This window comes from Akkermansia massiliensis, from assembly GCF_023516715.1.
Lineage (GTDB): Bacteria > Verrucomicrobiota > Verrucomicrobiia > Verrucomicrobiales > Akkermansiaceae > Akkermansia > Akkermansia massiliensis.
Genome location: NZ_JAMGSI010000002.1, coordinates 50,997 through 63,296, shown reverse-complemented (window position 1 = coordinate 63,296; position 12,300 = coordinate 50,997). Strand labels below are relative to the sequence as shown.

Sequence of the window (12,300 nt, the reverse complement as noted above, 5' to 3'; positions counted from 1 at the left end):
CCACCACACCGGAAGAACGTATGAAATTCCACTATAAAATGCCCAGCCCCATCGGGTTCCAGCTCGCGCCCATGCTGGACATCGTGTTTCTGCTGCTGGTGTTTTTCATCGTGACCCAGACGTTTGAGGATGACGAGCCGGACCTTTCCATCAACCTCCCCTCCGCGGAGACTCCCAAGCCCGGTGAAAACGTTTCCAATGAAATCATCGTGAATATCCGGAAGGACGGCACCGTGGTGATCAACCGCCAGGCGTATACCATGCCGCAGCTGGAGGACAAGCTTCTTTCCGTCGCCCGGCTGGATAAAACCATGCTCGTCCGCATCCGCGTGGATGAGAAGGCGGAATCCGGCGTGGTGGTGCATGTGATGGACGCCTGCCTGAAGGCCGGGCTGAACAATGTTTCCTTCTCCACGCGGCCTCCGGCTCCCTCTTCCGTCAATGTTCCCAACCCCCAGGCTTCATGAAAGCGTTACTTTTCATCAATGCAGGTTTAATGACTTTGGCGGCGTTCGCCGCCGCGCAGGAAAACATTCCGGACGCCGCTCCCATTGCGGACGGTCCGCTGGTCGCCAATCCGGAGCAGGATTCCCTGGACATGGCGGACATGCTGTACAAGCAGGCCCAGGAACCGGCGACGAAGGCAAACCGGCAGGAATATGGCCGCCTGCTTGATTTGAGCCTGCGCAAGTATCTTGAATTTGCCCAGCGTTTCCCCCAGTCCGCCCAGGCTCCCCTGGCGGAGTACCGCGCCGCCATGTGCCTGGAGGAGCTCGGCAGGAAGGAGGACGCGCACACCCTGTTCCGCAGGCTGACCCAGACGGGCGGCCCGGCTCTGGTTGCCGCTTCCGCCTACCGCCTGGCGACGGACGCCTCCGCTGCCGGGGAAACGGACAAGGCTATCCAGTATTACCAGCTCGTGGTCCGCAATGCGGAACAGAATGATTTGAAAGTGGACGCCCAGTACCGCCTGGGACGTCTGTTTCTTGCCAGCGGGAATCCGGACGCCGCCGCCACCATGTTCTGCGCGGTGATAGGCAATCCGGAAGCGGATGCGAAATTTGTTTTGGTGTCCCGGATGGGGTATGCCGCCCTGTGTGCGGATACGGGCCGTCTGGGTGAAGCCTATTCCGAATACCGCAAGGTGCTGGAAACGCCAGGCGTGGATGACAGGAACCGGGGCATCGCCACCCTTCAGGCCGCCATGCTGGCAACCAGGCTGAAAAAGACCGCGGAGGCCCAGAACCTCTATGAACGGCTTTTGAAGGACGAATCCCTGAAGGAAATGGCGCCGGAAGCCCGCATGGGGCTGCTGCTGGGGCTGTACAACATGGGCAAGTACAAGGAGATCCTTTCCCAGCACGAGCAGCAGAAGGACATGAAGATGCCGACCAAGGACGGCCAGGTGCGCCTGCTGATGCTTCTGGGCCAGTCTGCCTACAAGCTGAAGGAGTACCAGAAGGCGGCGGATTTCTTCCTGGAGGCGGAGAAGGCCGTTCCCTATACGCAGGAAGCCATGCAGGCCTCCTTTTACCGTCTGCTGTGCTATAATGAACTCAAGCAGAAGGACCTTCCCCAGCGGGCACAGAGCTTCCTGAACCATTACGCCAAGGCCTTTCCGACCAGCGAACTGCACGACATGGTGCGCCTGATGGCCGCGGAGAACCTGTTCAACACCAATCCGGCGGATGCCGCCCGGTTTTACGCCAGCATTGATTTTGACAAGGTGCCCCCCAGGATGCGCGCGGATATCCTGTACAAGAGCGCGTGGGCGATCGCCCAGGCCGGGAACCGGGGCGTGGCCGCCAAACTGCTGACGGATTTCATCAACGATTTCCCGCGGGACCCGCGCATTTGCGAGGCGCTGACCCTGCGCGGGGACATGTACGCCAAGACCAAGAAGGAAGCGGAGGCCCTGATGGATTTTGACCGGGTGATCGCTCGCTGGCCGAAGGCGGAATCCGCCGCCGCCGCGTGGCAGCGGGCCGCCCAGATTTATGCGGGCCGCCAGGATATGGTGAACATGGCCAAGTATTATGAAGGCCTGATTCAGAATTTCCCGAAGGCGTCCCCCGCCGCTCTGGCGGAAGCTCATTTCCTGCTGGGGCGTGCGGCGTTTGATCAGGGAGACTTCAAATCCTCCATCAGCCACATGGCGGAAGCCAAGACGCTGGACCCCCAGAAGTACGGGGAACAGGTCAATGTGCTTTCCGTTCTGTCCTATCACAAGCTCCAGGACGTGAATAAATTGAAGGAGGCCCTGGAAACCCTGCAAAAGGAAAACCCCTCCGCCGTGGCCCGCGTGCCGGACGTCATCCCCGCATGGCTGGGCCTTCAGGCCTATGGCATGAAGGACCTGGAAACGGCGGACAAGTACATGACCTGGGCTACGCAGAACGACCAGCTTCAAAATGTGAAGAAAGTGATCTGGCGCAACCTGGCGAAGGTGCGCCTGGCGCTCAAGAAGTATGACCGCGCCCTGGTGGCTTCCAACAACTTCCTGAAGGATGAGGACCAGCCCTACCGCCGTGCGGACGGCATGCTGGACAAGGCCTCCATCCTGCTGGGGCTGGGCAAGTACTCGGACGCCCGGAAGACGGCGGAGGAAGCGCTGGCCCTGGGAGTGGAAGGCCCCCTGATGGCCTCCCTGAAAATTGTTCTGGGGGACATTTCCTATGCGGAGAAAAAGTTTGATGAAGCAGCCAAGCATTACGGCGTCACGGCCGAGTTGTTCGTCAATGACGCCGAATTGAAACCCAAGGCCCTGTTCAAGGCGGCGGAAGCGCTGGACAAGGCTGGCCGCAAGTCGGAGGCTTCCCAGTACCGGGCGCGCCTGCAGAAGGAGTTCCCGGATTGGAAGCAGGATGACGAATCACTGCCCCCGGATGCCCGCTAGGCGTCCCCAAGGATCGGAACCGGAATGGAGAACAGGCGTAAAAGATGGTATGATCTGTTCGGATTGCTGCCGCGCAATCTGGGCCGTCTGCTGCTGTGGCTGGGCCTCATTCCTATTGCCTTCATCATCGTCCTGCTCGTTTACGCCTGGAGGGCGGACCAGTATGAACTGGACGAGGTGCTGGCCCCACTGGAAAATTGCGCCGCGTATGACCGCAACGGCCAGTGGATAGGCACCCTGACGGACCACGACCGGGTGTATGTGGCCCGCAATGAACTGCCTGACAACCTGGTGAATGCCTTCATTGCCCGGGAGGACGAAGCCTTTTTCGATCACGGAGGAATCGTGTATTCCTCCATCATCCGCTCCATTTGCCGGAACCTGACCACGCTGTCCTATGCGCAGGGGGCTTCCACCATCACGATGCAGCTGGCGCGGAATTGCTATGAACTGGGGGGGAAGACCCTGGACCGCAAGGTTCTGGAAATGGCCGTGGCGCGCCGCATAGAAGGCAAATACTCCAAGGATGAAATTCTGACGGCCTACCTGAACCGCATTTACTTCGGACAGCAGTGCTACGGCATTGCGCAGGCGGCGGATTTGTACTTCGGCAAAAAAGTAGCGGACCTGACGCTGGCGGAATGCGCCACGCTGGCCGGGCTGGTGCGCGGACCTTCCATTTACAACCCGGTTTACAGTCCGGAGGCGGCCGTCAAGGTGCGCAACGCGACGCTGGAAAGGATGTTTGAGTGCGAATTCATCACCCAGGAACAACTATGGCAGGCGTCCCGCGAACCGATGACGGTGGCGGGAGAACGGGAAGCGCGTCCCGGCTCCTATCCCATCCTGGTCATTTCCCGTGAGCTGAGTGACCTGGACTGCTGCGACGAGCAGGAGGGAACTTCCAGCATTTTTGTAATGACTACGCTGGATTTGGAATTCCAGCGGATGGTGGAGGAAATAAGCGAGCCTGCGCTGACCGCGCTGGAAGCTTCCCCCGTGTGGGCCGGACTGCCCAGGAGAGTGGACAACCAGTTGAAGAATTGCGTGCAGGCAGCCGTGCTGTGCGTGGATTCCCGCAAAGGGGACCTGCTGGCCGTGACGGGGGGGCGCTCTGCGCTGGACGGCGTGGACCGGTGGCAGACGATGGTGATGCCCGGCGACCTGTTTACCCCCGTCGTCAACCTGTGCGCCGTGGACCAGCGCAGGACTGTTATTCGCAGCAGTCCTGAAGTGACCGGGCGCGGGGTAGGGTTCAATACGGTGATAGAAACGGCGCAGAAGGCCGGGTACAAGGGGGACCTTCCCCGTTCCCCGGATTTGTATGCCGGCAGGTTCCGCGCGCCTCTCTCGCATGCCGTCAATGCGCTGTACCTCATCGGCAACGACGGGCGCAACGTGCAGATTTCCTCCGTCAGGCAGGTGGGCACCACCAAGAAAAACCTGGTGATGGTGAACGCTCCCTCTCCGGAAGAAAGCCGCCGGGAAATCCTGCCGCGTGAATCCGCCCACCTGGTAGCGGCCCTTCCTCCCTTCCGTTACGACGAACGCTCCAGGAAGACGTCCGTCAATGTCAGGCTGCCGGAAAACACGGGGCATTTCTCCGCCGTCATGGGGCGTTATTTCACGGTCTTTGTCTGGGTGGGCTTCGACGAGCCGGATGAAGCCGTCTATAAAAAGAAGGGCGTTGCCTCCGCACTGGCGAAGACCTCCGCCGCGCTGGCCGGGGAAGTGTATGACCGGGCGGAGGAAAACCGCCGCAAAGCCGTCCGGGAGCGCCGGGAGAAGGAAGCTCCTGCGGAGCAGGACACCTGATGGCATCCAATTTTCCATTAATAGAATATCATGAACCACTCACCTGAAATGACCGCGGCCATCCTGGCCGCCAAATCCGCCGGAGCCTTCCTGAAAAAGCATTTTTACGACCAGAAGAAGGTGGATGAAGCCAGCCAGAACGACATCAAGCTGGAGCTGGACAAGCTCTCCCAGAAACTGATTACGGAGGAAATCCTCTCCGTGTTCCCCACCCACGCCGTTTTGGGCGAGGAAGGGTATACCGGAGACCGCAACAGTGAATATGAATGGATTGTGGACCCTATTGACGGGACGGTGAATTACTTTTACACCATTCCCTGGTTCTGCGTCTCCATCGCCCTGCGCCGCCGCGGGGAAATAGTGCTGGGCGTGATTTACGATCCCATGATGGACGAATGCTGGCATGTGGAAAAGGGAGGCATTCCGTACATGAATGACCATCCCATGCATTGCAGCCGCCGGGAAAAGATGGCGGAGGCCGTGGTGTTCGTGGGACACGGCAAGACGGACGGTTCCAAGGAAAAGGGAATCGAACGCTTCGCAAAAATCGCCTGGCAGGTACGCAAGGTGCGCAACAACGGTTCCGCGGCCCTGGCTCTGGCGTATATTGCCTGCGGCAGGTTTGACGCCTATGTGGAAAGCGTCATTTCCATCTGGGACATCGCCGCCGGGGTTCTGCTGGTGGAAGCTGCGGGAGGGAAGGTTGTCCTGGAACCAAAGGAGGACAATCCGGAACAATTCGCCATCGTCGCCTGGAACGGCCGCATTCCGATCATGGAAGCGCTGGACGAATAACTTGAACGACATTGCCGCAGTATTGTATGAAAGACATGATTGCACTGACCGGGCTGGGATATGACATCCACCGTTTTGCGGAAGCTCCGCGTCCCCTGATGCTGGGCGGCGTGCACATTCCTTCCGCCCGCGGGCTGGACGGCCATTCCGATGCGGACGTTTTGTGCCACGCCATTGCAGACGCGCTGCTGGGTGCGGCCGGATTGCCGGACATCGGCTACTGGTTCCCGCCGGGAGACCCTGGCTGCAAGGATATTTCTTCCCTGGACATCGTGGCGAAGGCCGTTTCCCTGATTCGTGAGCGCGGCGGCCGCGTGGTGAACGTGGATTCCTCCCTGATTGCGGAAGCTCCGCGCATCTCTCCCTACCTGGAACAGATGAAGGGCGCCCTGGGAACCGCCCTGGGCATCTCTCCGGCGCGCGTGGGGGTGAAGGCCACCACCAATGAACAGCTCGGCGCGCTGGGCCGCCGGGAAGGCATCGCCGCCTTTGCCGTGGCGGCTATTCTGATGCCGGAAGATTTGACTGCGCCGTAAGAAGACGTCCGCCATATTTCCTTTTTTGGGCTCTTTTTTCAGAAGGGGTGCGGGGGCGGCTGTGCCGCAGGCTGGGGTTCAGGCTTTAGAGCGGCAGACGGATTTGGAATCCGGAGTCAAGCCTACAAAACTGAAAGAAAAACGTTTTCAGGGGATTGAACTTGCCAATATCCTGGGAATTGCCATAGGGAGTTCGTGATGTGACGGGCTTTCTTTTCGTTCCGGCAATCATTAATAACCGTCTTTACACTTCGGCGGCGGTAGCCATCAGAGCCGGGTGCCCTGTCTCCCGGACGGTATGCGGCTGTGAAAGGGAACGGTGGAATATTGATGGAGGGCGGTTTTGCGGTTGCGGCGCCTGGGAACGGAAGGCTCCCTCCTTTCGTTGTTGAAACTCTTTCTGTAGCGCAGCGGAAGCTTCTTATCCAATAGCCCCCGGGCCTCTCCACAGGCGGTCCATCAGGACCGGGATGCCCTGTCTCCCGGGGCGATATGCGGCTGTGAAAAGGAGATGGGAGAAATATTGGCGGAGCGTCAATTTGGACCGTTTTGGAGCATAGCGAAGGGCAGTATTTCCGGCTATGGAATCCATACCGGATTCCAAATTCGCTAAGTTGATTCTGGTGGGTGTTTGGCATTTTCTGCCGGGCCGCTCCAATTAGCTACACAAAGAATATATGACGAGGAAAACCGGGCTTCTCCGAATGGAGGAGTCCGGTTTTTTTGAGGGGGCTGCCGTATGGAAATTTCCCTTTTCTTCCAGCGCTTGTCATGGAGGGATTTTCTTTCCATCATCCGCCCCAATAAAAAAGTGCGGCCGTGTGAACAGCCGCACTTGCAGGGAAGAGAGAGTAAAGGCGCGCCCCTACTTCTTGGGCGTTATGTTGCGCATGTTGCGGCCCTTGGCCTTGCGCTGCTGTTCCTCCAGGGCCACGCGCTGCTGGTCCATCATCCTCTGGAAGAAGCCGGGCTTCTTCTTTTTGGCGGCGGAGAGCACGGGCATGGGCAGGCGGCGGATGAGGGCCGTCTGGCCGATGGAAATCAGGTTCTGCGTGGTCCAGTACAGGGCCAGGGCGGAAGCGAAGTTATAACAGAACAGGAAGAACATCAGGGGCATCAGGTTCATGATGATGCGCTGGGAGCGTTCGCCCGCCTGCGGGGTCATCCGCATCTGGACAATCATGGTCACGGCCATGATGAGGGGCAGGATGTTGATCGGGATGCCGAACAGGTGGCCTACGGTGTCGGGCAGGGACAGGTCCGTCATCCACAGGCAGAAGGGCTGGCCCCTCAGCTCCGCGGAATACTGGAGCACGCGGTAGAAGGCGAAGAAGATGGGGATCTGGATGAGCATGGGCACGCAGCCGCTGGCAGGGTTGATGCCGTATTTCTGGTACAGCTTCATCATCTCCATGTTCACCTTCTGGGGGTCGTCCGGATATTTTTCCTTAAGCTTGGCCATCTCCGGCTGAACCAGGGACATGCGCTTCATGGCCATGTAGGATTTCTTGTGCAGCGGCCAGATGAGCGCGCGGACGACGATGGTCATGCAGATGATGGCCACGCCCCAGTTTCCGAACCATCCGTGGAAGAGGTTGAGCAGCCAGTTCATCGGCACGCTCAGGAAGACGAGCCAGCCGTACGCCATGATGTCGCTGATGGCGGGGTAGGTGAGGTTCAGGTCGCGCAGGTAGGCGTTGAATTTGGGACCGGTGTAGATGTCGTAGGTGAGCGTCTTTATTTCGTTGGGCGCCATGGTCAGGTTGGGGATGCCCATGGCTACGGTGACGCCGGGCACCAGCGTGTTGTTTTCATGCGCCAGCGGGAATTCCTGGCGGGTGGCGTACACGGTGGAGCCCTTGGATTCGTTCTGGGGAAGAAGAATGGTGGCGTAGTACTGGCTCATCACGCCGGCATAGGTCAGGTCCTGCAAGGGGCCTTCCAGGACGCGTGCCTTTGCGGTGCTGAAAAAGCCGCCCGTGAAGTAGGAGGGCACTTCCTGTTCCAGGGAACCGTCCGCATGGTAGAAGAAGTGGGTGTAGGTGTCCTTCGGTTCACTCTTGGCGATGGGGTAGGCGCTGCCGCCGAAGATGCCCATGTAGCGCAGATCCTGGACGTTGGGGGATTTGTTGAGCAGGGAGACGGTCAGACGGATGAGGTACTTGCTGCCGGGCAGTACTTTTCCTTCCAGATTCTTGACGGGGTGCAGGGTGTAGGTCTTGGAGATGAAGAGCTGCCGTGCGGGATCATAGCCCTCCAGGGTGACGGAGTCCGCCGTGCGGCTGACTTCCTTGTACACGGTGTTGTCATAGGACGGGTCCTGGGTGGCGTCCATGTTGAAGACGAGCTCGCCAATGCCCCTCTGCTGGGCTTCGTTGATGGTGATGTTGTGGTCCGCGACTTTTTGGGAGTCCACAATGTCGTTGTGGAGGGTAACGGCGCCGATGGAGCCGCCGATGCGGTTGAAGGTGTACGTGATGAAGGGTTCCTGCTTGCCGTCCGCTTCCTGCGTGGCCGTCAGCGTGATCGGGCTGGTCTTGTCTTCTTCAAGGGCCTTGTTGACGGAAGGCTGTTCCGGGGCGCTGGGAGCGGCGGGCGCCTGTGCTCCGGGAGCCGGGGCGCTTGCCGGGGCGGCGGCCGTCTGCTGGGCGGGGGCGGGGGCGGCGGGGACGGGCTCTTCCTTTTTATTGTTGCCCATGTAAATGTTCAGGCCCAGAAGGGCGGCGCAAACGCCTATGACGATCCATGCTGTGCGATCCATAATGTGATATAGCTTGATTGAAGTTGGTTGGGAGGGAGGGGAGAGAAAGGTAATTTAATGCGGCGTGCGGGCCGGAGGCACGGGATCATACCCTGAACCGCCCCACGGGTTGCATCTTAAAATGCGCCATGAGCCAAGAAGAAAGCCGCGCCAGGCTCCATGGACCCGGACGGCCTGGATGAAGTACTGGGAACAGGAGGGAGTATAGCGGCAGCCGCTGCCGGGGCCCCCCAGCGCATGCAGGGGGGCGCTGATGAAGGTTTGGTAGCCCCGTACCAGGGCAATGAGCAGCCATTTCATCATGCTTTGTCTTGTTCCCGGGAAAGAAGTTGAAGTTTGAGCTTGCGGGCGGCTTTCTGCCAGTCCCGCTCCAGGTCTGCATAGCTGGCTTCCACGGCCCGCCAGCGGAGGACGCACACCAGGTGCACGCCGTGTTCAAAGGGGGCTCCGTGCGCCCTCAGGATTTCCCGTACGCGTCTCCGCAGCTTGTTGCGGACGACGGCGCAGCCGATTTTTTTCGTGCAGATGATGCCGAATTTGGAGGGTTCCTCCGGATGTTCCAGCGGGGCTGCACTTAAAACAATAAGCCGACCTGCTACGGATGGTCCCTCGTTGCGCACCCGGGCAAATTGGAATGCCCTGGTCATGCTTTGTTGACGAGTAAGACGCATCTCCCGCGGGTCGGCCCGTGAAAAAGTTCCAAGGAGGCGTTAACCAAGTCCTGGCGGCTGAATTAACGGCCGTGCTGGATGGTATGGCGCTTGTACTGGATTTCGGCTCCCTTGGGAAGCAGGCGCTTGCGGCCTTTGGCGCGGCGGCGGCGAATGATGTCTGCTCCGTTCTTGGTAGCCATGCGTGCACGGAATCCGAACTGACGCTTGCGGCAACGCTTGGATGGTTGATAAGTCCTCTTGCTCATGATGTTGAAAGATGCTTCTTGTGAATTACTAGATTCAGTGCCGTCCGTCTAAGCGGCCTATGCACAACCGGACGGAAAGGATAACTATTTTGGCTGTTTTGTCAATCCGTCAGGCGATTAATTTGCCCTTTTTCTTGGGGAAGGTACTGGAATAAGTGATGTTTATGGTTGATAGCCAGTTATTTTCTGTTCCGGAGGGAGCCCTTTGTTTTACAGAAAGAGCAGTTCCGCATAGGTGGGAACGGGCCACAGGTCTGCGTCCGTCAGGCTTTCCAGCATGTCGATGGTGCTTCTCAGATTGTCCATGCCCGTCTGGATGACCTTCGTCTCGGCTTTGTCCACGGCGCGGCGGAGTTCCTGCACCTGGGTGGGGAGAAGGTCCAGCAGCGTGCCGATCTGGTTGGCGCGGTCCGCGGTGGCTTTCATGCCCGCCTTGATTCCGGCGGCTTTCATCTGGGCTATGGCGGTGGTGAGCTGCGTGAGCTGTTCCGTCACGGCGGGGATGTAGAGGGTTTCCACCATCAGAAGGGCGGTTTCCGCTTCAATGCTGATTTCCTTGTGGAATATTTCCGTCTGGATTTCATGGCGGGCGTGGAGCTCCACGGGGCTGACCACCTTGTATTTTTCAAAGAGGGTCTTGGCCTTGGGCGTTTCCAGCGCGGCCAGGGCTTCAATGGTGCCGGGAACGTTGGGCAGTTTGCGGCGTTCCGCTTCTTCAATCCAGGCTTCCCCGTAGCCGTCTCCGCTGAAAAGGATGCGCTTGTGCTTCTTGATGATGTTCTGAAGCAGCTTGTTCAGCGTGGCATGGAATTCCTCCGGCTTGTCCTTGACGGGTTCCAGGATGGTGCAGATTTCATCCAGGCTTTCCGCCACGATGGTGTTGAGCACCGTCATGGGCCAGGCGCAGGTCTGGGAGGAGCCTACGGCGCGGAATTCGAATTTATTGCCCGTGAAGGCGAAGGGGCTGGTGCGGTTCCTGTCGGAGGCGTCCAGGGGGAACATCGGCAGGGTATCCACGCCGATGTTGATGGTTTTCTGGGTGCACGCCTTTTTGGTGCCGCCCTTTTCAATCTGCTCAATGATTTCATCCAGCAGATCCCCCAGAAAGATGGAGATGATGGCCGGAGGCGCTTCATGGGCACCCAGGCGGTGTTCGTTTCCGGATTTGGCGACGGAGGCGCGCAGCAGGTCCGCGTGTTCGTCCACGGCCTTGATCGTGGCGCAGAGCAGGGTGAGGAAGATGGCGTTTTCCTGCGGGCTGGAACCCGGGTTGAGCAGGCTGCCGTAACCGGGCGCGGAGAGGGACCAGTTGTTGTGCTTGCCGGAGCCGTTCATGCCGGAGAAGGGCTTTTCATGCAGCAGGCAGACCATGTCATGCTTGTTGGCGGTCTTGCGGAGCACTTCCATGACCAGCATGTTGTGGTCCACGGCCAGGTTCTGGCTTTCAAAGATGGGCGCAATTTCAAACTGGCCGGGCGCAACTTCATTGTGGCGCGTTTTGGCCGGAATGCCAAGTTTCCAGAGGGCTTCGTCCACGTCCACCATGAATTCCAGCACGCGGTCCTTGATGGAGCCGAAGTAGTGGTCTTCCATCTGCTGGTGCTTGGGGGGGACGTTGCCGAAGAGGGTGCGGCCGCACATCATCAGGTCCGGGCGCAGGGCGTAAAGCTGCTTGTCCACCAGGAAGTATTCCTGCTCCGCGCCCAGATCGGCGCTGACGTGGATGTTGGACGGGCCGCCGAAGCAGGACAGCAGGCGCCTGGCCTGGCGGGTGACGGCGGTCATGGAGCGGAGAAGGGGAGTCTTTTTGTCCAGCGCCTGTCCCTTATAGGAGCAGAAGGCGGTGGGGATGCAGAGGGTTGCGCCGTTTTCCGTCCGCTTGATGAAGGCGGGGCTGGTGGGATCCCAGGCAGTGTAGCCGCGGGCTTCAAAGGTGGCGCGGAGGCCGCCGGAGGGGAAGCTGGAGGCGTCCGGCTCGCCCTGAACCAGGCTCTTTCCTGAGAATTTGAGTTCCAGGTTTCCTTCCGGGTCCACGTCCACGAAGGAGTCATGCTTTTCCGCCGTGCTTCCGTTGAGGGGCTGGAACCAGTGGGTGTAATGGCTGGCGCCCTTTTCCAGAGCCCACGTCATCATGGCCTGGGCCACTTCATTGGCAATGTCCGGGTCCAGCTTTTCGTCCTTGCGGATGGTAGCCAGCAGTTTCTTGTAGACGGGACGGGGCAGGTAGTTGCGCATGGTCTCCATGTTGAAGACATCCTGACCGTAAATTTCCGCAATGAAGGTTGCGGCGTTGCCAACATCGGAAGGTGGGTTTGTATGCATCTTGGTAGGGAACGCGCCAAAAGGCTCGGAATCTACCAAACCTTAAAAGGGGGGTTTTTGCAAGCCGAATCCTGCCGGAGAGCTCCACGGAGGGATGATTCAGGGAACAAAAGTTCCGGGGGAGTCCAATTTCACCTTTTGAAGGGGAGGACGGAAAGGCTGCCGTTCTTCATGCTCCCCTGTCCGGAAGCGGTACGGAACGGCCTGGGAGGTCATTCCCCGCGCATGGGGTTTCCTGCCAGCCGTCCGTTCATCC

General features: G+C 59.3%; 10 protein-coding genes. 5 read left to right on the top strand and 5 right to left on the bottom strand.

Annotation, left to right across the window (positions count from 1 at the left end):
• Positions 1-20: 20 nt before the first annotated feature.
• Genes M8N44_RS07980 through ispF form a run of 5 tightly spaced genes read left to right on the top strand, consistent with a single transcriptional unit; the run spans position 21 to position 6,042 of the window.
• Complete coding sequence (locus M8N44_RS07980; RefSeq protein ID WP_022396008.1) at positions 21-467, top strand: ExbD/TolR family protein; 447 nt, start codon at positions 21-23, stop codon at positions 465-467.
• On the top strand, positions 464-2,896 hold the full coding sequence (locus M8N44_RS07975; protein WP_102728372.1) for a tetratricopeptide repeat protein: 2,433 nt from the start codon (positions 464-466) through the stop codon (positions 2,894-2,896). The genes M8N44_RS07980 and M8N44_RS07975 overlap by 4 nt, the downstream gene beginning before the upstream one ends.
• A 24-nt stretch (positions 2,897-2,920) precedes the next feature.
• Positions 2,921-4,711: a transglycosylase domain-containing protein gene (locus M8N44_RS07970; protein ID WP_102728373.1), complete on the top strand. Its 1,791-nt coding sequence runs from the start codon at positions 2,921-2,923 to the stop codon at positions 4,709-4,711.
• A 30-nt stretch (positions 4,712-4,741) separates the two neighbouring features.
• Positions 4,742-5,506 (top strand): inositol monophosphatase family protein, encoded by a 765-nt coding sequence (locus tag M8N44_RS07965; protein WP_102722791.1) that lies wholly within the window; start codon positions 4,742-4,744, stop codon positions 5,504-5,506.
• Between the two features lie 26 nt (positions 5,507-5,532).
• On the top strand, positions 5,533-6,042 hold the full coding sequence (gene ispF, locus M8N44_RS07960) for a 2-C-methyl-D-erythritol 2,4-cyclodiphosphate synthase (RefSeq protein ID WP_102728374.1): 510 nt from the start codon (positions 5,533-5,535) through the stop codon (positions 6,040-6,042).
• A gap of 865 nt (positions 6,043-6,907) precedes the next feature.
• On the opposite strand, the gene yidC is transcribed toward ispF, so the two are convergent.
• The 5 genes from yidC to M8N44_RS07935 all read right to left on the bottom strand — a co-directional run bounded on the left by yidC (position 6,908) and on the right by M8N44_RS07935 (position 12,044).
• On the bottom strand, positions 6,908-8,803 hold the full coding sequence (yidC, locus tag M8N44_RS07955; RefSeq protein WP_249853089.1) for a membrane protein insertase YidC: 1,896 nt from the start codon (positions 8,801-8,803) through the stop codon (positions 6,908-6,910).
• A 54-nt stretch (positions 8,804-8,857) separates the two neighbouring features.
• Positions 8,858-9,106 (bottom strand): membrane protein insertion efficiency factor YidD, encoded by a 249-nt coding sequence (gene yidD, locus M8N44_RS07950; RefSeq protein WP_022396015.1) that lies wholly within the window; start codon positions 9,104-9,106, stop codon positions 8,858-8,860.
• A complete protein-coding gene (gene rnpA / locus M8N44_RS07945; RefSeq protein WP_180970901.1) occupies positions 9,103-9,474 on the bottom strand; it encodes a ribonuclease P protein component in 372 nt (123 codons plus the stop codon). The genes yidD and rnpA overlap by 4 nt, the downstream gene beginning before the upstream one ends.
• Positions 9,475-9,536: 62 nt before the next feature.
• Positions 9,537-9,722 (bottom strand): 50S ribosomal protein L34, encoded by a 186-nt coding sequence (gene rpmH / locus M8N44_RS07940; protein WP_012420297.1) that lies wholly within the window; start codon positions 9,720-9,722, stop codon positions 9,537-9,539.
• 210 nt (positions 9,723-9,932) lie between these two features.
• Complete coding sequence (locus M8N44_RS07935; RefSeq protein ID WP_102728440.1) at positions 9,933-12,044, bottom strand: glutamine synthetase III family protein; 2,112 nt, start codon at positions 12,042-12,044, stop codon at positions 9,933-9,935.
• Positions 12,045-12,300: the final 256 nt, after the last annotated feature.